At 66.1% G+C, this 23809-nt stretch carries 23 protein-coding genes and 2 tRNA genes; 15 read left to right on the top strand and 10 right to left on the bottom strand.

Going from position 1 to position 23809, the window contains the following annotated elements; translation table 11 throughout:
• From ACSQ25_RS16085 to ACSQ25_RS16075, 3 genes are all read left to right on the top strand, one after another.
• Complete coding sequence (locus ACSQ25_RS16085; protein ID WP_436106677.1) at positions 1–930, top strand: ACP S-malonyltransferase; 930 nt, start codon at positions 1–3, stop codon at positions 928–930.
• A gap of 115 nt (positions 931–1045) precedes the next feature.
• The gene (locus ACSQ25_RS16080; RefSeq protein WP_436106676.1) at positions 1046–1186 is read left to right on the top strand and encodes a hypothetical protein; all 141 of its coding nucleotides are present in this window, start codon (positions 1046–1048) and stop codon (positions 1184–1186) included.
• Between the two features lie 112 nt (positions 1187–1298).
• Positions 1299–1892, top strand: a complete 594-nt coding sequence (locus ACSQ25_RS16075; protein WP_436106675.1) for a GNAT family N-acetyltransferase — start codon at positions 1299–1301, stop codon at positions 1890–1892.
• Here ACSQ25_RS16075 and ACSQ25_RS16070 read toward each other — a convergent pair.
• Complete coding sequence (locus tag ACSQ25_RS16070) at positions 1873–3024, bottom strand: GNAT family N-acetyltransferase (RefSeq protein ID WP_436106674.1); 1152 nt, start codon at positions 3022–3024, stop codon at positions 1873–1875. The two genes, ACSQ25_RS16075 and ACSQ25_RS16070, sit on opposite strands and share 20 nt — an antisense overlap.
• A gap of 30 nt (positions 3025–3054) precedes the next feature.
• On the opposite strand from ACSQ25_RS16070, the gene ACSQ25_RS16065 reads away from it, so the two are divergent.
• Positions 3055–5103: an NAD(+) synthase gene (locus ACSQ25_RS16065; protein ID WP_436106673.1), complete on the top strand. Its 2049-nt coding sequence runs from the start codon at positions 3055–3057 to the stop codon at positions 5101–5103.
• A 26-nt stretch (positions 5104–5129) separates the two neighbouring features.
• Complete coding sequence (locus tag ACSQ25_RS16060) at positions 5130–5468, top strand: P-II family nitrogen regulator (protein WP_036250489.1); 339 nt, start codon at positions 5130–5132, stop codon at positions 5466–5468.
• 24 nt (positions 5469–5492) lie between these two features.
• Here ACSQ25_RS16060 and ACSQ25_RS16055 read toward each other — a convergent pair whose 3' ends face one another.
• The 4 genes from ACSQ25_RS16055 to trxB form a co-directional block, all read right to left on the bottom strand.
• Positions 5493–6098: a trimeric intracellular cation channel family protein gene (locus tag ACSQ25_RS16055; protein ID WP_436106672.1), complete on the bottom strand. Its 606-nt coding sequence runs from the start codon at positions 6096–6098 to the stop codon at positions 5493–5495.
• Positions 6099–6165: 67 nt separating this feature from the next.
• Positions 6166–8331, bottom strand: coding sequence for an ATP-binding protein (locus ACSQ25_RS16050; protein ID WP_436106671.1), 2166 nt, complete (start codon positions 8329–8331; stop codon positions 6166–6168).
• 132 nt (positions 8332–8463) lie between these two features.
• Entirely contained in the window at positions 8464–9132 is a 669-nt protein-coding gene (locus ACSQ25_RS16045) for a Smr/MutS family protein (protein WP_436106670.1), read from the bottom strand.
• Between the two features lie 16 nt (positions 9133–9148).
• Complete coding sequence (gene trxB, locus ACSQ25_RS16040) at positions 9149–10114, bottom strand: thioredoxin-disulfide reductase (RefSeq protein WP_436106669.1); 966 nt, start codon at positions 10112–10114, stop codon at positions 9149–9151.
• A gap of 183 nt (positions 10115–10297) precedes the next feature.
• On the opposite strand from trxB, the gene ACSQ25_RS16035 reads away from it, so the two are divergent.
• Genes ACSQ25_RS16035 through ACSQ25_RS16025 form a run of 3 tightly spaced genes read left to right on the top strand, consistent with a single transcriptional unit; the run spans position 10298 to position 14062 of the window.
• Positions 10298–12784, top strand: a complete 2487-nt coding sequence (locus ACSQ25_RS16035) for a DNA translocase FtsK 4TM domain-containing protein (RefSeq protein ID WP_436106668.1) — start codon at positions 10298–10300, stop codon at positions 12782–12784.
• Positions 12785–12795: 11 nt separating this feature from the next.
• Positions 12796–13431, top strand: coding sequence for an outer membrane lipoprotein chaperone LolA (gene lolA / locus ACSQ25_RS16030; RefSeq protein WP_436106667.1), 636 nt, complete (start codon positions 12796–12798; stop codon positions 13429–13431).
• A gap of 19 nt (positions 13432–13450) precedes the next feature.
• The gene (locus ACSQ25_RS16025; protein WP_436106666.1) at positions 13451–14062 is read left to right on the top strand and encodes an energy transducer TonB; all 612 of its coding nucleotides are present in this window, start codon (positions 13451–13453) and stop codon (positions 14060–14062) included.
• Positions 14063–14078: 16 nt separating this feature from the next.
• Here ACSQ25_RS16025 and ACSQ25_RS16020 read toward each other — a convergent pair whose 3' ends face one another.
• Positions 14079–14627, bottom strand: coding sequence for a hypothetical protein (locus tag ACSQ25_RS16020; protein ID WP_436106665.1), 549 nt, complete (start codon positions 14625–14627; stop codon positions 14079–14081).
• A 146-nt stretch (positions 14628–14773) separates the two neighbouring features.
• On the opposite strand from ACSQ25_RS16020, the gene ACSQ25_RS16015 reads away from it, so the two are divergent.
• Positions 14774–16075, top strand: coding sequence for a replication-associated recombination protein A (locus ACSQ25_RS16015; protein ID WP_436106664.1), 1302 nt, complete (start codon positions 14774–14776; stop codon positions 16073–16075).
• On the opposite strand, the gene ACSQ25_RS16010 is transcribed toward ACSQ25_RS16015, so the two are convergent.
• Positions 16072–16428, bottom strand: coding sequence for a winged helix-turn-helix domain-containing protein (locus ACSQ25_RS16010; protein ID WP_436106663.1), 357 nt, complete (start codon positions 16426–16428; stop codon positions 16072–16074). The genes ACSQ25_RS16015 and ACSQ25_RS16010 overlap by 4 nt on opposite strands.
• A gap of 123 nt (positions 16429–16551) precedes the next feature.
• Here ACSQ25_RS16010 and ACSQ25_RS16005 point away from each other — a divergent pair, with 123 nt between their 5' ends.
• From ACSQ25_RS16005 to ACSQ25_RS15990, 4 genes are all read left to right on the top strand, one after another.
• Positions 16552–17058, top strand: coding sequence for a hypothetical protein (locus tag ACSQ25_RS16005; protein ID WP_436106662.1), 507 nt, complete (start codon positions 16552–16554; stop codon positions 17056–17058).
• Between the two features lie 154 nt (positions 17059–17212).
• Entirely contained in the window at positions 17213–17410 is a 198-nt protein-coding gene (locus ACSQ25_RS16000; protein WP_436106661.1) for a hypothetical protein, read from the top strand.
• An 86-nt stretch (positions 17411–17496) separates the two neighbouring features.
• A complete protein-coding gene (gene serS, locus ACSQ25_RS15995; RefSeq protein WP_436106660.1) occupies positions 17497–18786 on the top strand; it encodes a serine--tRNA ligase in 1290 nt (429 codons plus the stop codon).
• 105 nt (positions 18787–18891) lie between these two features.
• A tRNA-Ser gene (locus ACSQ25_RS15990) sits at positions 18892–18981 on the top strand.
• A 246-nt stretch (positions 18982–19227) separates the two neighbouring features.
• On the opposite strand, the gene ACSQ25_RS15985 is transcribed toward ACSQ25_RS15990, so the two are convergent.
• Both ACSQ25_RS15985 and ACSQ25_RS15980 read right to left on the bottom strand, forming a co-directional pair.
• Positions 19228–19920: an anti-sigma factor gene (locus ACSQ25_RS15985; protein ID WP_436106659.1), complete on the bottom strand. Its 693-nt coding sequence runs from the start codon at positions 19918–19920 to the stop codon at positions 19228–19230.
• Positions 19917–20474, bottom strand: coding sequence for a sigma-70 family RNA polymerase sigma factor (locus tag ACSQ25_RS15980; RefSeq protein WP_436106658.1), 558 nt, complete (start codon positions 20472–20474; stop codon positions 19917–19919). Before ACSQ25_RS15980 ends, ACSQ25_RS15985 begins: the two co-directional genes overlap by 4 nt.
• A gap of 211 nt (positions 20475–20685) precedes the next feature.
• On the opposite strand from ACSQ25_RS15980, the gene ACSQ25_RS15975 reads away from it, so the two are divergent.
• Both ACSQ25_RS15975 and ACSQ25_RS15970 read left to right on the top strand, forming a co-directional pair.
• A tRNA-Ser gene (locus ACSQ25_RS15975) sits at positions 20686–20775 on the top strand.
• A gap of 151 nt (positions 20776–20926) precedes the next feature.
• Positions 20927–22408, top strand: a complete 1482-nt coding sequence (locus tag ACSQ25_RS15970) for an SEL1-like repeat protein (RefSeq protein WP_436106657.1) — start codon at positions 20927–20929, stop codon at positions 22406–22408.
• Between the two features lie 7 nt (positions 22409–22415).
• On the opposite strand, the gene ACSQ25_RS15965 is transcribed toward ACSQ25_RS15970, so the two are convergent.
• Positions 22416–23795, bottom strand: a complete 1380-nt coding sequence (locus ACSQ25_RS15965) for an enolase C-terminal domain-like protein (RefSeq protein WP_436106656.1) — start codon at positions 23793–23795, stop codon at positions 22416–22418.
• Positions 23796–23809: the final 14 nt, after the last annotated feature.

Here is a 23809-nt window from a genome sequence, read left to right as displayed (position 1 = left end):
ATGGCCGGCCGGCTCGTGATCCTGTGTCCCGGCCAGGGCGCCCAGCACCCGGCCATGTTCGACATGGCGCGCAGCGATCCAGCGGCAAGCCGGATACTCGACCGGTGCTTCGACGATCCCGTGCTCGCGGGGCCGCTCGGCGCCGCACTGGAAGGAGCGGAGCGCTTCGCCAACCGCGTGGCCCAGCCCTCGATCGTGGCGGCCACGCTGGCGATGTGGACCGCGCTGGGCGAGCTGCCTTCTCCGCCCGCGCTGGTGGCCGGCTACAGCATTGGCGAACTTTCCGCCTACGGCGTCGCCGGTGCGCTCGATCCTCTCGACGCGATTCGGCTGGCCGCCGAGCGCGCGCGCATGATGGACGCCTGCCTGGCGGACGGGCCGCGCCAGGGCATGGTGGCGCTGTCCGGTTTGCCTCTCGGGACCGTGGAAACGCTGCTGCAGCGCTTCGGCTTCCACCCGGCGATCCTCAACGGCGACGACGCCCTGGTGGCTGGCGGACCTGCCGCAGAAGCTGAAGGACTCGCGCAGGCCGCGGCCGCGGCGGGTGGCAAGGCGACCGTGCTGCCGGTCGAGGTGGCCTCGCATACGCCCTTGCTGCGGGGCGCGGTGGCGCCATTCGCGGCGCTGCTGGCGGACCAGCATTGGTCCGCCTTCAGTTTCCCGGTCTTGTCCGGTATCTCGGCCGAACCCGTGCACGATGCCGCGCGGGCGATGGCAGACTTGCCACGTCAGATCGCCGAGCCGATCCGCTGGAAGGACTGCATGGACGCCTGCGCCGAAGCCGGCGCGACGGTCGCGCTCGAGCTCGGCCCGGGCGCAGCGCTGTCGCGCATGTTGCAGGCGCGCCACCCGCAGATCGCTTGCCGTTCCGTTGCCGAATTCCGTACGCTGGACGGGATACGCTCTTGGCTAGGGAGGCAGCTCGAATAACATTCACCGGACGCATGTCTGGTATTGCAGATGGGAATTGGAAATTCACCCGACTCGCCTATATAACGGTGTCATGGGATCGCATTGCGATCTGAACCGTTACAAGGAGTCGCACATGAAGAATTTCCTGAACACCGCCAGCCGCGTACTGCTGGCCGCCGCCAACAGCCGCGCCATCAACGTCCTGCGCAAGCAGGCTGAGCTCGCCAAGCCTTTCCACGTCGAGTTCCGCTCGAACGCGGGCGGCTGGAACTAAGCCACATTCATCTGTATTGCCGCCACCTTGGCGTGGCTGGAATGAAAAGGGCCGGATTCGTGACAAGCGAATCCGGCCCTTTGTCTTGATGGGCTCCGCGTGAGAATTGGTGATGAAAAAAGCAAGCATGCCATCTATACTCGTTCGCCTGAAACCAGCAAGAATAGAGGAGAGCGCGAATAGGATGGACCACCTGATCCGACACTTCCAGCCGGCTGACCGCGACGCCGTCAACCGCGTGGCGCGCGCCGCGTTCGAACAATATGCGCACGACTACCAGGACTGGCCCACGTTCAGCGAGCGCCTCGCGCGCATGGCGGACCTCGCCGGCCAGGCTGACCTGATTGTGGCCGAGATCGCGGGGGAGGTAGCCGGCGCGGTCGTGCATGTCGGACCGGGCAAGCCCAGAAGTCCGATCTTTCCCGACGACTGGTCGCTCATCCGCATGCTGGTGGTGGACCCTGCCCATCGTGGCCGCGGCATCGGGCCGCAACTGGTCGCCGCCTGCCTGCGCTGCGCCATCCGCGACGGCGCGCCGGCAGTCGGCCTGCACACCAGTCCCATCATGGCGCCGGCGCTGCGCCTCTACACCCGCCTGGGCTTCACGCGCGACCGCGACCTCGACCCGATCCACGGCGTGCCCTATGGCCGCTACGTGCTGCCGGCCGGTGGCCTGCAGGCAGCGCTCAGCCAGTTGTCGGACTAGTGGAGCGGAAGGGGTTGCGCTCGTTCAGTTCATCCAGGTAGTCGTCGATCCCGCCCTTCTCGCGCTCCAGGAAGCGTTCGATCGCATCGGCGAAGGAAGGATGCGCGAGCCAGTGCGCCGACCAGGTGCGGGTCGGCAGGAAGCCGCGCGCCATCTTGTGTTCGCCCTGGGCGCCGCCCTCGAAGGCTTCGATGCCCTGTTCGATGCAGAACTCGAGCGGCTGGTAGTAGGCTGCCTCGAAATGCAGGCAAGGCACGTGTTCCAGTTCGCCCCAGTAGCGCCCAAACAGCGTGGTCTCGTTGTGGATCACCAGCGAGGCCGCGATGTCGCGCCCCTCGCGCGAGGCGATGACGAGCAGGATGTTGTCCGGCATGGCAGCGCCGATGCGCCGGAAGAAATCCAGGTTCAGGTAGGGCGTCGAGTAATGCGCCTGGTAGGTATGGCGGTAGCAGCGGTTGAACAGCACCCAGTCGCTGTCCAGGGCATCGCGCCCACGCACGCGGCGTAGCGTGACGCCGGCCTCGCGCACCTTCCTGCGCTCGGCGCGGATGTTCTTGCGCTTCTTCTGTTCGAGCGTCGCCAGGAACTCGTCGAAGCTGCCATAGCCCTGGTTCAGCCAGTGGAACTGGACGCCGCTGCGCAGCATGAAGCCGGCGTCCCGCAGCTGGAAGGCATGTTCCTCGGGCGGGAACAGCACGTGGGACGAGGACACATCGGCCGCGGCTTGCGTGGCCACCAGCACCTCGATCAGCGCCGCCCGCGCGGCGGCGTCGACCGCCATCAGGCGCGGCCCCGCGACCGGCGTGAAAGGGATCGCGGACAGCAGCTTGGGGTAGTAGTCGAGGCCATGCCGCTGATAGGCATCGGCCCAGGCCCAGTCGAACACGTACTCGCCATAGGAGTGGCCCTTGACGTAGAGGGGCAGGGCGGCGGCGAGCTCCTCGCCGTCGTACAGAACGATGTACTGCGGCTGCCAGCCCGTTTCCGGCGCCGCGCTGCCGGATTCGTGCAGCGCGTGCAGGAAGGCGTAGGACAGGAAGGGAGTCGGATTGTCCTGCGCGTTCACCAGGCCGTCCCAGTGCTCCCTGCCAATCTCGGACAGAGAGGAAACGATATGCGTGCGATAATTCAAAATGTCTTCCGTCGCTAAAAAGATCTACCCATGAACCAGCGATTCTTCAACCTCTACACTCACCACTTCGCCCGCGTCGCGGTGGCCATCCCGCGCTGCCGCATCGCCGACCCGGCCTTCAACGTCGAGCAGACCCTGGCCCTGGCGCGCCAGGCCGCCGACGGCGGCGCGGTACTGGTGGCCTTTCCGGAGCTGGGCATCTCGGCCTACAGCTGCGACGACCTGTTCCACCAGCGTGCCCTGCTCGACGCCTGCCTCGACGGCCTGGCCAGGATCATCGAGGCCTCCACAGCCTTGCCGCTGGCGCTGGTCGTCGGCCTGCCGCTGAAGGTCAACCACCAGCTCTTCAATTGCGCCGTGGTGGTGGCGAATGGCCGCGTGCTGGGCGTGGTGCCCAAGAGTTTCCTGCCTAATTATGGCGAGTTTTACGAATCCCGGCAGTTCAGTGCGGCCGATTGCGCAGCGGTCGACCAGATCGAGCTGTTCGGCGCCACCGTGCCCTTCGGTCCGGCCCTGCTGTTCGAGATCGAGAACCTGCCGCTGTTCCGCTTCCACGTCGAGATCTGCGAAGACGTCTGGGTGCCGATTCCGCCGTCCTCGTTTGCCGCCATGGCCGGCGCCACGGTGCTGGTCAACCTGTCGGCCTCGAACGTCGTCGTGGGCAAGAGCGGTTATCGCCACCAGCTGGTCAGCCAGCAGTCGGCGCGCTGCCTGGCGGCCTACCTGTACACCTCGGCCGGCCGCGGCGAATCGACCAACGACATGGCCTGGGACGGCCAGTCGCTGATCTATGAAAAGGGCGAGCTGCTGGCCGAGTCGGAACGCTTCAGCGACGACTCGCACGTGATCTTTGCCGACGTCGACCTCGACCGCCTGTCGAACGAGCGCATGCACGCCACCACCTTCGCCCAGTCGGTGCGCCGCCACGCGGACGAGGTGTCGAAGTTCCGCCTGGTGCAGTTCCAGCTCGCGCTGCCGCTTGAACGTGACATGCCGCTGGCGCGCACGGTCGAGCGCTTCCCCTACGTGCCGGCCGACGCCGCGCGCCGCGACGAGCGCTGCCTTGAGGTCTATAACATCCAGGTGCAGGCCCTGATCCAGCGCCTGTCGAGCACCGGCATCAAGAAAGTCGTCATCGGCGTCTCTGGCGGGCTGGACTCGACCCATGCGCTGCTGGTCTGCGCCAGGGCCATGGACCGCCTCGGCCTGCCGCGCACGAATATCCTCGCCTATACGATGCCGGGCTTCGCCACCAGTGAGCGTACGCTCAAGCAAGCGAACGACCTGATGGCAGTCGTGGGCTGCAGCGCCCAGCTGATCGACATCCGCCCGAGCTGCATCCAGATGCTGAAGGACCTCGGCCATCCCTACGTGGAGGGCAAGGCGGAATACGACATCACCTTCGAGAACGTGCAGGCGGGCGAGCGCACCAACCACCTGTTCCGCCTCGCGAACTTCCACAACGCGATCGTGATCGGCACCGGCGACCTGTCCGAGCTGGCCCTGGGCTGGTGCACCTACGGCGTGGGCGACCACATGTCGCACTACAACGTCAACGCCAGCGTGCCCAAGACCCTGATCTCCTACCTGGTGCGCTGGGTGGCGGAGACCGGCGCGGTGGTGGAGAATGGCGCCGAGGTGCTGCTGAAGATCCTCGACACCGAGATCAGCCCCGAGCTGGTGCCGGGCGCGGACAAGGACGGCAAGCCGGCCCAGATCACCGAGAACACCATCGGCCCCTACGAGCTGCAGGATTTTAATTTGTACTACACGCTGCGCTACGGCTTCAAGCCGAGCAAGGTGGCCTTCCTCTCCTGGAGTGCCTGGCACGACCGCGAGCAGGGCAGGTGGCCGAATGCGGCAAACGTGCGCAACCAGTACGAGCTGGCTGCGATCAAGAAGAACCTGGGCATCTTCCTGTGGCGCTTCTTCAAGACCAGCCAGTTCAAGCGCACCTGCGTGCCGAACGGGCCGAAGATCGGCAACGGCGGCTCGCTGTCCCCGCGCGGCGACTGGCGCGCACCGTCGGATTCCGAAGCGACCGTATGGATGGACGACCTCAAGAATATTCCGGACTAACCACTGTTTTTTAGAGAGACAAGAACATGAAACAGATTACCTGCGTGATCAAACCCTTCAAACTCGACGAAGTGCGCGAAGCGCTGGCCGAGGTCAACGTGACCGGCCTGACCGTGACCGAAGTGAAGGGCTTCGGCCGCCAGAAGGGCCACACCGAACTGTATCGCGGCGCCGAATACGTGGTGGACTTCCTGCCGAAGGTGAAGATCGAGGTGGTGGTCGATGACGCGATGGCGGACGGCGTGGTCGACGCCATCATCAAGGCCGCCCGTACCGGCAAGATCGGCGACGGCAAGATCTTCGTGCAGAACGTGGAGCAGGTGATCCGCATCCGTACCGGCGAGACCGGGGCGGACGCGGTCTAAGGGCTGGACAGCGCGGCTGGGGCCTCAGCGCCCCATCCGCAGATCGAACTTCCAGGTCAGCAGCCGCAACCCGCTGATGAACAGCGCGCTCGACCAGAGCGCGAAGTCGGGCTCCACGCCGTATTTGCCCATCAGGAGGTAGAGCCAGTTCCCGAGGAAGGCGCAGATCGCATAGGGCTTCCCGTCGCGGAAGACCATCGGTACCTCGTTGCACACGATATCGCGCATCACGCCGCCAAAGATCCCGGTGATCACGCCCATCATCGAGGCAATGAAGATCGGCATGCCGGCCGCCAGCGCCGCGGACACGCCGGCCACCGAGAACAGTCCCAGTCCCACCGCGTCGGCGATCACGATCAAGCGTTCCGACACGATCTGGCGCAGGGTGCGGATCAGGGGCGAGGCGACCAGCGCCAGCACGAAGATCAGGATCGCGTATTCCTGGTGGATGACCCAGAACAGCGGCCGGCGGTCGAGCAGGATGTCGCGCAGGGTACCGCCGCCGAAAGCGGTGATGAAGGCCACCGTGAAGACACCCACCAGGTCCATGCGCTTGCGCCGGGCTTCGATGAAGCCCGAGAAGGCGCCGACCAGGATCGCCATGATTTCGATGAACTTGATGAGGGTCATGCAGTAATGAAGAGCGGAGACTGTTGCTAGACTACCATGCCGCTCTGCATTTACGGTAGCGTGGACCTCAGGCGTCGTCCAGCAGTGGCAGCCGCACCGAGAAGATCACCTCATTGCCCTCATGGCGGTAAGCGATCTCGCCATGGTGCTCGCGCACGATCTGCTGCGCGATGTACAGGCCCAGCCCCATGCCCGTGCGGTTGCGCGGGTTGTTCAGCGAGGCGCGCTTGAAGGGGTTGAACAGCGTCGCCGCGAGCTCGGGCGGAATCGGCGCGCCGGCGTTGCTGACCTCCACCACCGCCTCCCGGCCCTGCACCGTCACGCACACGCGCACCGGCTTGCCGGCTTCGCCGTGGTGGCGCGCATTGCTCAGCAGGTTGGACAGCACCTGGCCCAGCCGCCCGCTGTCGGCATTCACCATGGCCGCTTCGTCGCAGGTGAGCTGGAACGGGATGGTCGGGTAGGCCATGCGCGCCTCGTCCATCAGGTCTTCCACCAGCGCGGTCAGGTCGACCGGTTCGAGCGCGACACCAAGGCCCAGGCCGCCGTCGATGCGGCTCATGTCCAGCACCTGGCTGATCATGCGCTGCATGCGGCTGGTCGAGGACTGGATGCGCTTGCCCAGGGTCGGCTGGCTGTTGCCCTTTTCGAGCACCATGCCGGCCATGTTGATCGAATGGAGCGGGTCGCGCAGGTCGTGGCCGAGCATCGCCAGCAGCTGGGCGCGCGTGGCATCGAGCTGGGCCCGGCGCGAGGTCATCACGCGCACCAGTTCGGCCAGCGCCAGGCGCGCATTGCCCAGGACGGTGGCCTCCCACGGCTGCGCATGGCCGCGTACCGTCTCGTACCAGGCGTCGAAGGAGCCGCGCGGCGTCAGGCGTGTGCCCAGCGGGCCGAGGGCCGTGGTCTTTTCCGGGCGCCCACCCCAGGCGACCTGTTCGATCTGCTCGACGCGCAGCAGGATGCTCCATCCGCCGGCGCCGGGATCGAAGGGCAGGGCCATCATGCCGACCCACTTCCCCAGCTGCGCGTGCAGCGCGGGCGGCCAGTCGCCGAGCGACTCGCGCAGCACGAGGTCGTGTTCGTTCTCCGGCAGCGAGGCGACGATGGCCTCGGCCAGGCCGGGCGGCAGGTCGCCGTGGGCCAGCAGCTTGCCGTAGTGGCAGGCGATCATGGCCTGGGATGCCGTCGCGGTCATGATCGCGCCGGCGTGGCGTGACAGGGTCTCGAGCGGGTCCTCATCCAGCACCAGGTCGGCGATCACCCTGGCGCGGGTGGCGGTCGAACGCTCCACCATCTCGCTCTGCAGGCGCGCCTCGATGCTGTGAATGGTCGAGCCGATCACCTGCGCCAGCACGTCGGCCGCCATGCGGACAGAATAGGGCACCAGCCGGCGCGACATGTGGTGGCAGGCGATCAAGCCCCACAGGCGGCCGTTGATCACGATCGACACGCTCATCGAGGCGCCGACCCCCATGTTCTTCAGGTATTCGACGTGGACCGGCGAGACGCTGCGCAGCACCGCATGGCTCATGTCGAGCGGGGCTGCGTCGGGCGCGCCCAGCAGCGGCACGGCCTGGTAGTGCACGTCGACGATCGAGCGCAGGGTGTTCAGGATGTACAGGCGGCGCGCCTGGGCCGGGATGTCCCCCGCCGGATAGCGCTGGCCCAGGTAGGGCACGAGGTCTTCGCGCCGGCTTTCCGCCACCACGTCGCCGCTGTCGTCCGGGCGGAAACGGTAGGCCATCACGCGGTCGAAGCCGGTGAACTCGCGGATCTGGTCCACCGCGCTGGAGAGCAGGCCTTCGATGCTTTTCTGGCGGCGCAGGCGGTCGATCGAGGCGTGGGCCTTCACCGCGAAGCGGGCCACTTCGTCGGCGCCGACTTCGCGCGCTTCGAATTCGGCGATGATGCGGCCGCAAGCGGCATGGACGATGCAGTCGAACTCCAGGCCATGGACGCTGACCGGGACCATCGAGGGCGCCGCCTCGGCATCAGCGGGGCCGATGTAGTCGCACAGGAGTTCGAGCGCCGCGGACGGCAGCGCCAGCGAAGCACAGGGGATGCCGGGTTCGGGTGCGATGCCGAGCAGGGTTGGCGCATTGGCGCTCCAGCCTTCGAGCAGGCCGGCGGCGGAGAAGAAGAGGAGGGCGCCGTGTGGCTGGATGGAGCCGGGAATGTGGATCGGCTCGTCGGCGCAGTTGAGCAGGTCGACCCGGCGACCGTGCTCCATCGGAATCACGGGAGTGCCCTTCAATTCGCCACCATGCCCTTCTCGTCACCCGGCAAATACCGGCGAGCGCATTTTACAACTAATACATATTCAGACACATTCTAATGGTGTGCCTGCATGTATTCCACACGCTTATTCGAGCAGGGCGGGGCGCAGCAGCACGATCAGGGCGCCTTGGCCACCATCTTTCTTACCGGCAACGCAAAAGGCCACGACTTCGCTTTTCTGCACCAGCCAGCTGTGGACGATACCGCGCAGTACCGGCTGGCCCTTGGGCGAGCCGTAGCCGATGCCGTGCACGATGCGGACGCAGCGCACGCCGCGCCGGTTGGCGCGCTGCAGGAAGTCGGTGAGGGCGTCGCGCGCTTCGTCGCGGTTCATGCCGTGCAGGTCGAGCTCGCCCTGCACCGGCCAGTGGCGCTTGCGCAGCTTGCGCACCACGTCCGGGCCGACGCCCGGCTGGGCGTAGCTGAGGGAAGGGTCTTCGTCGAGCAGGCCCTCGACGTCGAACAGGTCGGACAGGGATTCGCGCAGGACGGCGGCGGTTTCCTCGGCCTCGCTCAAGACCTTGCGGTCCTGGAAGCCGCGCTCAGAAGGCACGTATTCAGGACGGTAGACGTAGCGGTCGGATTCCGGGATTTTTTTCACGCCCTGCATCGCGCCGCGGAATTCCACGGCGCGTTCGAGCGCGAGCCGCTCGCGCTTCTCGCGCTCGGCCTTCTCGATGGCGCGCAGGCGCTCGTCTTCCTTGAGCTTGTCGCGCAAGCCCTTCAGTTCGGAAAAGTCTTTCATGCCCGCCATCCTGCGTATTACTTCCTTATGCCGGCGAGTCTTCCAGCGCTTCCAGGTAGCGCTGCGCGTCGAGCGCGGCCATGCAGCCGGTGCCCGAGCTGGTGATCGCCTGGCGATAGATATGGTCTTGGACGTCGCCGGCCGCGAACACGCCAGGCACGCTGGTGGCGGTCGCCATGCCATCAAGGCCCGACTTGGTCCGGATGTAGCCGTTCTGCATCTCGAGCTGGCCTTCGAAGATGCCGGTGTTCGGCTTGTGGCCGATCGCCACGAACAGGCCGTGCACGCTCAGGTCCTTCGACTCGCCGCCGGCGGTCGACTTGATGCGCAGGCCGGTCACGCCGCTGTTGTCGCCCAGGACTTCGTCCAGGGTGTGGTTCAGTTCCAACACAATCTTGCCTTCGCCGACCTTGTGCATCAGGCGGTCGACCAGGATCGGCTCGGCGCGGAACTTGTCGCGGCGGTGGATCAGGGTCACCTTGGAGGCGATGCCCGCCAGGTAGAGGGCTTCCTCGACCGCGGTATTGCCGCCGCCGATGACCGCGACTTCCTGGTTGCGGTAGAAGAAACCGTCGCAGGTCGCGCAAGCCGACACGCCCTTGCCCATGAAGGCCTGTTCCGACGGCAGGCCGAGGTACTGGGCCGAGGCGCCGGTGGCGATGATCAGGGCGTCGCAGGTGTATTCGTGGGCGTCGCCGACCAGGCGGATCGGTTTTTCGTTCAGGTAGGTCGTGTGGATGTGGTCGAACACGATCTCGGTGTTGAAGCGTTCCGCATGCTGCAGCAGGCGCTGCATCAGTTCCGGACCCTGCACGCCCAGTGGGTCGCCCGGCCAGTTCTCGACGTCGGTCGTGGTCATCAGCTGGCCGCCCTGTTCGACGCCGGTCACCAGCATCGGGCTCAGGTTGGCGCGCGCGGCGTAGACGGCTGCGCTGTAGCCGGCGGGACCGGAACCGAGAATCAGGACTTTGGCGTGTTTGGAAGTAGTCATGGAAGGCTTCTGAAAGAGATGAACAGACGGAAACTGGGGGCGGGCAGCACAGGAATCAAGGCCCGTTTGCAACACGAGATTATAGACGATGATGCACCGGAGCATGAATCGTAGGCCAGCCCAGCCGTTAATGGCTTAGAATGGGCGGATTGTCGATAGTGATTACTTCAGCAGTACCAAGCAATGAGCAAGAACAGCCAAGCCAGCACATCCGGATATACCCGCACCGCACAAACCACGCGTGCCCGCCAGCCCCTGCCTGGCCGGCTGTCGCGCCTCCTGTCGGAAGCGCGCTGGATGGCCATGGCCGTGGCCTTCCTGTATTTCGTGCTGATTTTATTAAGTTACAACAAGGGCGACCCGGGCTGGTCGCATGCCAACGCCGTCCCCAAGATCGCCAACCTGGGCGGCAAGGCCGGCGCCTGGCTGTCCGACCTGCTGCTGTTCATCTTCGGCTTCTCGGCCTGGTGGTGGGGCGTGATCTTCCTGCGTGGGGTCTGGAAGGGCTGGCGCCGCCTGACTAACCGGCTCGAGCCGGACGAGGCCGAGCTGCCGCATGCCGGCGAGATGTACGTGCGCTGGACCGGCTTCGCCATCATGCTGGCCGGCAGCCTGGGCCTCGAATACCTGCGCCTGTGGTCCTGGAACGTCGAGCTGCCGCGCGCCGCCGGCGGCGTGCTGGGCCAACTGATCGGCCATTCGGCCCACGTCGCCTTCGGCTTTACCGGCGCGACCCTGCTGCTCCTGCTGCTGTTCGGCCTGGGCTTTTCGCTGTTCTTCCAGGTGTCCTGGCTGGCCGTGGCCGAGCGCATCGGCGAGTCGGTCGAGAACAGCATCGACTGGTTCCGCCTGCGCATGGAAGACCACGAAGACCGCAAGCAGGGCGAAGCCGCGGCCGTCAAGCGCGACGAGCTGGTGGTCAACGAGCGCCAGAAGTACACCGAAAAGCATCCGGCCCCGCCGCAGATCGTCAAGGCAGAGCCGATGCTCGAGTCACGTCCCGAGCCGCGCCCGGAACCGGTCATCTTGCCGCCGTCGACGCCGGCCTCGCTCGCCATGCCCGCGCCCTCGCCGGTGGCGAGCGCCGCGTCCTCGATCAAGATCGAGCCGCAGATGACCAGCGTGCCGAAATCCGAGCGCGCCCAGAAGGAAATGCAGACCCCGCTGTTCCACGAGCTGGCCGGCGATTCGCCGCTGCCGCCGCTGGCCCTGCTGGACGAGGCGCCGCCGGCCCAGGAAACCGTGGCCGTCGAGACCCTGGAATTCACCAGCCGCCTGATCGAGAAAAAGCTGTCCGACTTCGGCGTCGAAGCCAAGGTCGTGGCGGCCTATCCGGGCCCGGTCGTCACCCGCTACGAGATCGAACCGGCCACCGGCGTCAAGGGCAGCCAGATCGTCAACCTGGCGCGCGACCTGGCGCGTTCGCTGTCCCTGACCTCGATCCGCGTGGTCGAGACCATCCCGGGCAAGAACTACATGGCGCTCGAGCTGCCGAACCCGAAGCGCCAGATCGTGCGCCTGTCGGAGATCGTCGGCTCCAAGGTCTATGGCGACAGTGCCTCGGCCCTGACCGTCGCCCTGGGCAAGGACATCGCCGGCAAACCGGTCTGCGCCGATCTGGCCAAGATGCCCCACCTGCTGGTGGCGGGTACCACCGGTTCGGGTAAGTCGGTCGGCATCAACGCCACCATCCTGTCGCTGCTCTATAAATCCGACCCGGCCGACGTGCGCCTGATCCTGATCGACCCGAAGATGCTGGAAATGTCGGTCTACGAGGGCATCCCGCACCTGCTGGCGCCGGTCGTGACCGACATGCGCCAGGCCGGCCATGCGCTGAACTGGGCGGTGAACGAGATGGAGCGCCGCTACAAGCTGATGAGTAAACTCGGCGTGCGTAACCTGGCCGGCTACAATGCCAAGATCATGGAAGCGGCCAAGCGCGAGGAGCACATCCCGAATCCGTTCTCGATCATGCCGGACAATCCCGAGCCGCTCGAGAAGCTGCCGACCATCGTCATCATCATCGACGAATTGGCCGACCTGATGATGGTCGTCGGTAAGAAGGTGGAAGAACTGATCGCCCGTATCGCCCAGAAGGCGCGTGCGGCCGGCATCCACCTGATCCTGGCGACCCAGCGTCCGTCGGTGGACGTCATCACCGGCCTGATCAAGGCGAACATCCCGACCCGGATCGCCTTCCAGGTCTCGTCCAAGATCGACTCGCGCACGATTCTCGACCAGATGGGCGCCGAGACCCTGCTGGGCATGGGCGACATGCTCTACATGCCGCCGGGGACCGGCCTGCCGATCCGCGTGCACGGCGCCTTCGTCTCGGACGACGAAGTGCATCGAGTTGTAAAACATCTGCAGTCGCTGGGTGAACCGAACTATATTGAAGGCATTCTCGAAGGCGGCACGCTGGAAGAGGGCAATGCCGAGGGCATCCCGGCGGGCGAGGGCGGCGGCGAATCCGACGCGCTCTATGACCAGGCCGTGGCCGTGGTGCTCAAGAACCGCAAGGCCTCGATTTCCCTGGTCCAGCGCCACCTGCGCATCGGCTACAACCGCGCTGCCCGCCTGATCGAGCAAATGGAGCAGAACGGCATGGTGTCGCCGATGCAGTCGAACGGCAACCGCGACATCCTCGTTCCTGCCACGACCGCCGAATAAGAGGAATGCCCATGAAATTCACGACTTACCGATTCGCAGCACTCATCGCCGCCGGCGCCCTGGCCCTGTCGGGTACCGCCAGCGCCGCTGCGCTCGACCAGTTCAAATCCTTCGTCGCCAGCACCAAGGCCGCCAAGGGCGAGTTCACCCAGCAGCAGCTCACCAAGTCCAAGAGCGGCAAGGCGGCCCCGGTCTCGAGCGGCAGCTTCGTCTTCGCTCGCCCCGGCAAGTTCATCTGGACCTACCAGAAGCCCTACGAGCAGTTGCTGCAGGCCGATGGCGAGACGCTCTACATCTACGACAAGGACCTGAACCAGGTCAGCACCCGCAAGCTGGGTAACGCCCTGGGCTCGTCGCCGGCCGCCATCCTGTTCGGCAGTAACGACCTGGAAAAGAATTTCACCCTGTCGGAAGCCGGCGAGCGTGACGGCGCCGAATGGCTGACCGCCGTGCCCAAGACCAAGGACACCACCTTCGAGCAGATCGGCATCGGCCTGAAGGGCGGCGTGCCGGTGGCGATGGAGCTGAAGGACCAGTTCGGCCAGGTCTCGCTGCTGAAGTTCACCAGCTTCCAGCGCAATCCGGCGCTGGGCGCGCAGCAGTTCAAGTTCGAGGTGCCGAAGGGCGCCGACGTCGTCAACCAGTAAAAAACAAAATGGGCTTCACTTGAAACCTTTGTCGACCCTGGGCGCCGTGCTGGCGCTCGCCTGCGCCGCGCCGCTCGCCACCGCGGCCGCGCGCCCACCGGCCTGCGACAAGCCCGAGTGGCCGGCGGAAGCCCGCCGCTATGGCCTCGAAGGCACGACCACGCTGAAGTTCAGGATCGACCCGCAAGGCCGCCCGATCGAGCCCTCGGTGGCGCGCTCGAGCAACTGGGAGATCCTCGACCAGGCTTCCATCAAGAGCCTGATGTCCTGCGTCTTCCCACCCGAGACGGTGGAGCGGGTGCAGGGCAAGGCCGTGCCGCTGCAGTTCGTCTGGAAGCTGGAGGGTGCGGACAAAGTCCCGCCAGCCTTCGCCGAAGGCAGCTGCGCGCCCTCCGAACGCTTCGCCCGCTTCGTCCCGCTCGAACGCGGCGCGACCGGCACCGACGGCGTGCTGGTGCGGCTGCTGGTACGGCCGGCCGATGGCCTTCCCTATGGCGTCAAGACCGAAGCTGCCGATCCGGCGCTGGCGCAGGCTGCGGCCGACTACGCGCAGAGCTGCCGCTTCGTGACCGATCCCAAGCGGGCCAAGGAGCCCGGCAGCGCCGTCATCGGCCGCGTCCTGCTCAAGTAAGGGCCCTGGGCCAGGCTCAGTAGATCGTCGTGCGCAAGTCGATGTGCTTGATCGGTGCGAGCGCCAGAAACGTCGCGTCGGTCGGCGCGGCCTGCAGGGTCACCCAGATGGTGTGCTCCTCGTAGAAATAGGAGCGGTTGCTGCCGCCCATCGAGGAGCGGAAGCGGGCGTTCCAGTCGATCCGGACGGCGTCACCCAGTCCGCCTTCGAACAGGGGAGAGGGCAGCCAGGCCGGCCACTTGGTGGTCAGCATGCCCTCCCAGGGGCGCAGCAGGGTCACGGCGAAGCCGTCGCCCACGCGCCGGACCCGCAGGTTGTCCGGCCGCATCGGGCGGTCATGGGCCCAGGCGGGGTCGTCCAGGGTGCGCACCAGCTGGCGCGGTTCGAAGCCGTATTCTTCCAGCGCCGCCACTTCGTGACGGATCGTCGCATCCCCGGTCAGCAGGGGCAGGGTATGGGCCCGGGGCAGGGCCAGCCGCGTCGCGGCATCGGCGGCGGCGCGCGAGCGCTTGGTCCACCTGGACCAGACGTCCTGGATCATCAAGACAGGCGCGGCATGCTTCATCGAGCGGCTCCGGTATCGAAACAGCGGATTATACGGCGCGGCCCGCCCGTGCAGCCCTGCCGGCGCTGCGTGCATCGTTTACACTAGGCGCATGCACAAGCATTCTCTTCATTCCGCATTCCCGTCGAGCGTCCCCGGAGGGCCTCATGGATGACCTGTTCAAGACCGAACCTGCGCCGCCGCTGGCCGAAGCACTGCGTCCGCGCACCATCGACGAAGTCATCGGCCAGAGCCACCTGCTCGGCCCCGGCAAGCCGCTGAACCTCGTCTTCAAGTCCGGCAAGCCGCATTCGATGATCCTGTGGGGCCCGCCCGGCGTCGGCAAGACCACGCTGGCGCGCCTGACCGCCTATGCCTTCGACTGCGAATTCATCGCGCTGTCGGCCGTGCTGTCGGGCGTGAAGGACATCCGCGCCGCGGTCGAACAGGCCGAGCACTACCTCCAGCAGGGCAAGCACACCATCCTGTTCATCGACGAGATCCACCGCTTCAACAAGTCGCAGCAGGATGCGCTGCTGCCCTTCGTGGAGTCGGGCCTGGTCACCCTGATCGGCGCCACCACCGAGAATCCTTCGTTCGAGGTCAACTCGGCGCTGCTGTCGCGCTCCCAGGTCTACGTCCTCAAGGCGCTCACCGACGAGGAGATGCGCCAGCTGCTCAAGCGCGCCCAGGAGCGCGTGCTGCAGCACCTGAACTTCGAGGAAGTGGCGATCGACACCCTGGTCGGCTACGCGGACGGCGATGCGCGCCGCTTCCTGAACCTGCTGGAGCAGACCAAGACCTCGGCCGAGACCTCGGGCATCACGACCATCACCGCGGAGTTCGTCGAGAACGCGCTGACGCTCAACGCGCGCCGTTTCGACAAGGGCGGCGACAATTTCTACGACCAGATCTCGGCCCTGCACAAGTCGGTGCGCGGCTCGCATCCGGATGCGGCGCTGTACTGGCTGTGCCGCATGCTGGACGGCGGCGCCGACGCCAAGTACCTGTCGCGCCGCATCGTGCGCATGGCCTGGGAAGACATCGGCCTGGCCGACCCGCGCGCGCTCCAGATCGCCAATGACGCCGCGATCACCTACGAACGCCTCGGTTCGCCCGAAGGCGAGCTGGCATTGGGGCAGGCCGTCGTCTACCTGGCCATCGCGGCCAAGAGCAATGCCGGCTACAACGCCTTCAATGCGGCCATGGCCTTCGTCAGGAAGGACAAGTCGCGCGAAGTCCCGGTCCACCTGCGCAATGCGCCGACCAAGCTGATGAAGGAACTCGGCTACGGCCACGAATACCGCTATGCCCACGACGAGCCGCATGCGTATGCGGCGGGCGAGACCTACCTGCCGGAGGGAATGCGCGAACCGGGCTGGTACCAGCCGGTGCCGCGCGGGGTGGAATCGAAGATCGCCGAGAAGCTGGCCTTCCTGCGCAGTCTCGACGACGAGGCCAAGCCTTAAGCGTCCTTCGTGGCCTTCAGCATCAGGCCCGAGACTTCATCGAAATAGGCCAGCGCCGCCGGGGTCAGGTCGACCTGCTTGCGGCGGCTGTCCTCGGTGTCGGCCAGCACCAGCCAGCCCTTGCTGCGCATCGACTTGATGCGGGTATGGATGGTCGCCGGCGCGCCCAGCTCGTCCTGGCCCATCAGGTCGCGCACGCTCAGGCGTTCCTCGAGCTGGCGGGCACGGCCCACCACGGCGAGGATACGTTCCTCGAGCGGGTCGAGCGGCGGCAGCGCGGGCAGGGCGCGCAACGCATCCATCAGGTTCAGGAAGCGCAGGTAGATATCTGCGGGACGGGCCGGCTTGTTCATGCCTCACGCACCGATGCGCAATGAAAGTTGTATAACATGTACTAGTATAATGTTTCAGCAAAGAAGTAAATCTTAACCTAGCTCGCGTTTCCAGTCATGCCCGATATGCAGATGAAGTGTGCCATGGCCGCAGGAACGGCAGTCCTTTTCCTTGGCGCCATCGGGCTGAACGAACTCCTGTTCGCCCGTTTCGAATTCGCGGCCGGCATCAGCTGGATCTACCTGCCCGCCGGCGTTCGCCTGCTGTGCACGCTGTTGTTCGCCGAGGCCGGTGCGCTCGGCATCCTGTTCGCGTCCTGGTTCATCTGTTTCTTCTACTTCTTTCCGGATGATCCGATCCGTTCCTTCGCCGGCGGCATCCTCGCTGCCCTCGCTCCCTGGCTGACCTACCGGCTGCTCATCGCCGGTCGCATCAGCAGCTCGCTCGCCGGTCTCGGCCCCTGGCGCCTGCTCGGCTGCGCGCTCGCGTTCTCGATCGCCAGCCCGGCGCTGCACCACTTCTGGTTCGCGCTGCAGGGCCAGCGCGAAGGCCTGCTCGGAAGCTTCCTGGTCATGGCCAGCGGCGATTTCGTGGGCACGCTGATCGTGCTGTACACGGCCAAGCTGCTGCTGTCGCTGCGCCGGCGCTAAGGGCCTGGCGAGCCCGCTTTCTTCGCACGCCGGTCCGCGCTTTGCGCATTCCAGCCCGCGATTTCGGCGCTTCATCGCATCTCGATGGCGATGCTCCGGTCCGATCGGTAAAGTTCAATCATACCGAATCACTTCCGACCCAAAGGAGCACACCATGAACATCCGCAAAAACTTCGAAGCCATCTTCCTGAGCGCTGCAGCACTGGGCCTGGTCGCCAGCTACGCCACCGCCGCCGGCCGTCCGGTCGAAGTGGTGAAACAGGATGCCGCGATCCTGATCGACTCGACCGTCCACGTGGTCGTCGTCAAGGCACCACGCCTGAGCGTCGCTGAAAAAGCCGGCCTGAAGTAATCAAGAAGCTCGTGGAGTAAAAGCAGGGGAAAACCGCGGTCGGCTTGGTACAATTGTGTTTTCGACATACGCAAGCCCAACCCGACATGATTGACATCCAACTTCTCCGCAAAGACATCGATACCGTCGCCGCGCGCCTGGCGACCCGCAAGTTCCAGCTCGACGTGGCCGGCTTCAACGCCCTCGAAGCGGAACGCAAAGCGATCCAGACGCGCACCGAGGAACTGCAGGGCAAGCGCAATTCGCTGTCCAAGCAGATCGGCATGATGAAGGGCAAGGGCGAAGACACCACGGCCGTGATGGCGGACGTGGCCGGCCTGGGCGACGAGCTGAAGGCCAATGAAGTCGCCCTGAGCGAAGTGCAGGCCAGGCTGGCGCGCTTCATGGAAGCACTGCCGAACCTGCCGCACGAGAGCGCGCCGCAGGGCCTCGATGAATCGGGCAACGTCGAAGTGCGCAAGGTGGGCACGCCGCGCAGCTTCGATTTCGAGGTGAAGGACCACGTCGACATCGGCGAAAAGCTGGGCCTGGACTTCGACACCGCCACCAAGCTGACCGGTTCGCGCTTCTCGATGATGAAGGGCGGCATGGCGCGCCTGCACCGCGCGCTGGCCCAGTACATGCTCGACACCCACACCGGCCAGCACGGCTATACCGAGTGCTACACCCCGTACATGGTCAACGCCGATTCGCTGCGCGGCACCGGCCAGCTGCCGAAATTCGAAGCCGACCTGTTCTCGGTGAAAAAGGGCGGCGCGGAAGGCGAGGGCGAGAACTTCTACCTGATCCCGACTTCGGAAGTCTCGCTGACCAACGTGGTGCGCGACGAGATCGTAGCACTCGACCAGCTGCCGCTGAAGATGACCGCGCACACTCCGTGCTTCCGCTCGGAAGCCGGCAGCTACGGCCGCGACACCCGCGGCATGATCCGCCAGCACCAGTTCGACAAGGTCGAGATGGTGCAGGTCGTGCACCCGGAAGCCTCGTACGCGGCGCTGGAAGAGATGGTCGGCCAGGCCGAGTTCATCCTGACCTCGCTGGGTCTGCCGTACCGCGTGATGCTGCTGTGCACCGGCGACATGGGCTTCTCGGCCGCCAAGACCTACGACCTCGAAGTGTGGCTGCCGGCGCAGAACACCTACCGCGAGATCTCCTCGCTGTCGAACTGCGAAGCCTTCCAGGCGCGCCGCATGCAGGCCCGCTTCCGCAATGCCGCCGGCAAGCCGGAACTGCTGCACACCCTGAACGGCTCCGGCCTGGCAGTGGGCCGCACCCTGGTGGCGGTGCTGGAGAACTATCAGCAGGCGGATGGATCGGTCGTGATTCCGGAGGTGCTGCGTCCGTACATGGGCGGGCTGGAGCGCCTGGCTGCGTAATTTCTGCTAGAGCAAATTTTTGCTTATCGTAAGAATTTGCTCTTCCGTTTTTGCAAGCGCGTGGCTATAATGCGTGTCTCTTGCAGCGACCGCAACACCGATTTAGGAGAGGTGGCAGAGTGGTCGAATGTACCTGACTCGAAATCAGGCGTACGGGTGACCGTACCGTGGGTTCGAATCCCACCCTCTCCGCCAGTAAATAAAAAGGGCCCCGGTGGGGCCCTTTTTATTTACTGGCGGAGAGGAGCAAGGCCCTGAGGGCCTTGCGCGTGGGATTCGAAGCCTCGCGCGTACTCGCGCGAGGGCGGCCCGCGGCACGTGGGCGAATCCCACCCTCCGCGAACGGGGGCCCCTCAACGGGGCCCCCGTTCGCTTCGTGAGCAGCCGCGGACTTGCGGACCTATCGGTAACTCATCCAACCCACCACGAACAGCCTAAAGCTCAGATCCTGACGGCCCGTCCGATAAAGAGGATCGGGCCGGTCGGGCGTCCGATCGGCGAGCCGGCCGGTGGTTCGAGGGTGATCTCGAACAGCTGGTTCGGCTGCAGCGGCGGCAGGTCGCGCAGCGGCACGTCGACCGCCTTGCCCGGTTCGACCAGGCCGAGCGACACCGGCCTGTCCCAGCCATCCGCCTTGGTCCACAACTGCAGCGAACGCGCCGCCGGCACCTCGGTGGCGCGCAAGGGGACCAGGCGCAGCCTGCCGTCCCGGGCGGACTGCAGCACCCAGCCGGGCGACATGTTCTGCGGCGCGGCCAGCACCACCATGTAGCGCGGCGCCGGTGCCTCGGGTTGCAGGGTGACGACGGCCATGGCCACGGCGGCCGCGAAGCCGGCGGCGGCCAGGCCGCGCCACAGCGCGAGCCGGTTCCACCAGCCCGCCCGCGGAGCCGCGGGTCTGGCCTGCGCCGCCAGCGAGGCCTCGATCCGCGGCCACAGGCGCGGCGATGGCGCTGAAGGTTCGACGAGTTCGGTCAGCGGCAACAGCCGCGCTTCCCATGCGGCGACAGCCGCGCGCAGCACCGGGTCCTGCGGCACGGCGCTTTCCACTTCGCGCCGCTCGGCGTAGGGCAGGGTGCCGAGCACGTATTCGCCGGCCAACGCTTCGGGGTCACGCTTCGGTTCGGCCGTCATCCCATGCACTCCCGTAAGGCGCTCAGGCCGCGCTTGATCCAGGCCTTCACGGTGCCGAGCGGCGACTGCAGGCGTTCGGCGATCTCGCTGTGCGAGCAGCCGTCGATGTAGGCGTACAGGATGCTGCTGCGCTTGGCGGCGTCGAGTCCGACCAGGCAGTCGTGCAGGCGCCCGAGATCCTGGCGCAGGGCGATCGTGTCGTCCATGCCCATGGTCTGGGCGGCGGCGGCACCGAGATTGTCGAGGACCGCGTCGTCGACGGCGACTTCACGCTCGCCGCTGCGAACCAGGCTGAGCGCCTGGTTGCGCACCACGCTGTAGATCCAGCCGCGCCCGGCGCCTCGCGCGGGGTCGAAGCTGGCGGCACGGGTCCAGATGTTGAGGAAGGCGTCGTGCAGGACGTCCTCGGCGATCTGGCGATGGCGGACGATGCGCAGCGCAAGGCCCAGCAGGCGGCCGCCGTCGCGGTCATAGATGCGGCGCAGCGCGGCCTGCTCGCCGCGGGCGCAGCCGGCCAGTGCGGCTTCGTAATCGAACTCGCCTGACGTGCTCATCGGGACTCCGTTTTGATGAATTTGATGGATTGATAGTAATGCAAAAGACCGACGGCGCGGAATGTAATATTCTTTCATGAAGTGTGTCGTCGTGAAATTTTCTTTCACATCGGCCGTGAAGAGCATATGAATGCGACACTTTCACCTTCCACAAACGCCAGACAGCCGCTATAATGCGGCCTCGCTTACGCGACCACGCAGCACCGATTTAGGAGAGGTGGCAGAGTGGTCGAATGTACCTGACTCGAAATCAGGCGTACGGGTGACCGTACCGTGGGTTCGAATCCCACCCTCTCCGCCAGTAAATGAAGGGCTCCCAATCGGGAGCCCTTTTCATTTCTGCAAACCGCTCATCCTGCTGATCAGTTTTCATTCCCATCCAAAATCGATGGAAGTTTATTATCAGTAACGGCACACTTGCTACCACACCTCTCTAGAGCAAGGATCTCCCCGTGTTGAAACCGAGCGTCGGCATCGCCATCCTGTTCACCCTGTCCTCCGCCGCCGCCCAAACCCCGGCCGCCGCCCCCGAGCCGCAAGCCGCCGGCCAGGTCGTCAAGATCACCGGCAACAAGACGCCCACGGGGGAAAGCAAGCAGGTCTTCGCCGCCAAGCGGCGCGTCCTCAAGGGGACGCTGGCGCAGAAATGTGCGCTGGACAGCGCCTATTTTTCGGCCCAGGACGATGAAGACACCTACCTCGAGCAGCTCGAGCAAGTCCAGGAGCCCGGCGAGATGAGCGAGACCGGCACGCCGATGCCGTCGCCGACCCTGCAGAAATTCAATAGCAAGGCGCCCTACGGCGATGCCTCGAACGTGGTCGATTCCTCGTCCATTACCGGCGCGGCCTCGAGCGTGGCGGCCGGGCCCTGCGCCATCGGCGACCGCAAGTTCGCCTCGGGCCGCGAACACATCATCCGCAAGGACAAGTCCTTCGCCAACGCGCTGGCCCACCTCGATGCGAAGGAATACGACAAGGCGGCCGCCCAGCTCGAAATCGCCTACAGCAAGATCGGCTATCCCGAAGCCGCCCTCCTGCTGGGCAAGCTGAGCCTCGAGGGCCTGGGCGTGCCGCGCAGTACCGACAAGGCCCTGTACTGGCTCGACCAGGCTGCCGGCCAGCGCTTCGATGTGCGCCGCGACAGGCTGCGCTTCAACCCGAAAGAGCCGGAAGCCTCCAACGGCATGATCGACGCGGCGCTGCTGCTGGCCAGGATCCACCTGCATGGCATCGGCGGCGTCCGGAAGGACCCGGCCGCGGCCCGCAAGTGGTACGGCAAGGCCGCCGACTTCGGCTTCGTGCCCGCGCTGAACGCGCTGGGACTGGCGTCCCAGGCCGGCGTCGGCGGTCCGCGCGACGCCAGGAAGGCGCGTGACTATTTCCAGCAAGCGGCGGAAGAGGGCTATGTTCCGGCCCAGTTCAACCTGGCCAAACTGTATTACACCGGTGGCGAGGGCCTGGCCCCGGACCACAAGCAGGCGGGCGCCTGGTTCGCCCAGGCGGGCAAGGCGGGCCATGCGCGCTCCCTGTATGCAATGGCCCGCATGTACGACCTGGGCGAAGGAGTGCCGGTCAGCCAGGAGCGCGCGATCGTGTACTACAAGGAGGCAGCCTTGAAACTGGTGCCGGAGGCGCAGAGCGCGCTGGCCTCGTATTTCTACACCGGCGAGCAGGTGCCGAAGAACCTCGCCACCGCGCGCCAGCTGTTCAACCAGGCCGCCATGCGCGGCGAGTCCGAGGCCATGTTCAACCTGGCGGTCATGCTGAGCAATGGCGAAGGCGGCGACAAGGACCTGGGCATGGCCTATGTCTGGTTCAGCCTTGCCAAGGCCAGCGGCTTCGAGGGCGCCGGTCCCGCCATCGCCGCGATCGCCGGCAAGCTGTCGCCCCAGGACCGCGCCAGGGCCGACGCCATCCTGAAGCCGTCGCGCTAGCCCGCGCTCAGCGCGCGTAGCTCGGCCGCTTCGGATCGTAGGTCCATCCCGGCACCAGGCAGCGCATCGCGACCGCATCGTCGCGCGCGCCCTGGGCCACTTTCCGGTACAGGGCATGCGCCGCTTCGATCTGGGCCATGTCCGCTTCGATGCCCAGGCCGGGCTGGTCCGGCACCGCCACCGCGCCGTCGACGATCCGCAGCGGCTCGCGCGTCAGGCGCTCGGCACCTTCCTGCCAGATCCAATGGGTGTCGATCGCCGTGATGGTCCCGGGCGCGGCGGCCGCGGCATGGGTGAACATCGCCAGCGAGACGTCGAAGTGGTTGTTCGAGTGCGAGCCCCAGGTCAGGCCCCAGTCGTGGCACAGCTGCGCCAGACGCACCGAGCCTTGCATGGTCCAGAAATGCGGGTCGGCCAGCGGGATGTCGACCGCGCCGAGCAGATGCGAGTGGCCCATTTGGCGCCAGTCGGTGGCGACCATGTTGGTGGCCGTGCGCACGCCGGTGGCTCGCTTGAATTCGGCCATGATCTCGCGGCCCGAATAGCCCTGTTCCGGACCGCAGGGGTCCTCGGCATAGGCCAGCAGGTGGCCGTACTCCTTGCCCACCGCGATCGACTCGCTAAGGGACCAGGCGCCGTTCGGATCGACGGTGCAGCGGGCGCCCGGCCGGCGCCGCTTGATGGCGGCGATGGCCAGCAGCTCGTCCTGCGCCGACATGACGCCTCCCTTGAGCTTGAAGTCCTGGAAGCCGTAGCGTTCGGCCGCCGCGTCGGCCAGGTCGGCGATGGCTTCCGGCGTGAGCGCTTCGCGCAGGCGCATGCCGTACCAGTCGTCGCCGCCGCGCGGCGGCAGGTAATCCATGTCGGTGCGTCCGCTGTCGCCGATGTAGAACAGGTAGGCCAGCATCGGCACCCGGTCGCGCTGCTGGCCGGCGCCGAGCAGTTCGCAAACCGGCACGCCCAGGTGCTGGCCCAGCAGGTCGAGCAGGGCCGCCTCCACCGCCGTGATGACGTTGTCGAGGCGCAGGTTGATCTCGTGCGGCTGGCGCAGCACCGCTGCTTCCGCGGCGGAGCTGACCTGATGCTGCATGGTTCCCGTGTGTGCCCCGTGGCTGGCGCGGATCGCATTCAGCGTGCGCTGGTAACGGGCCACCTCGGTACCCACCACCAGCGGCACCGCGTTCTGCAGCGCCTTCAGGATGCCGTCGCCGCCCGGCACTTCGCCCATGCCGGTGCGGCCGTCGCTGGCCTCCAGCAGCACCAGGTTGCGGATGAAGAAGGGGCCATGGGCGCCGCACAGGTTGAGCAGCATGCTGTCGCGGCCCGCCACGGGGATGACGCGCATGGCGGTGATGGTGGGGCTCGAGGAAGAACGCGTGCTGTTCATGGTGTAGTGGGGCT

Origin of the sequence: Massilia sp. LjRoot122 (assembly GCF_964252725.1) — a bacterium.
Classification (GTDB): domain Bacteria; phylum Pseudomonadota; class Gammaproteobacteria; order Burkholderiales; family Burkholderiaceae_D; genus Telluria.
The sequence above is the reverse complement of the archived record's forward strand: the minus strand, read 5'-3'. Positions and strand labels throughout refer to the sequence as shown.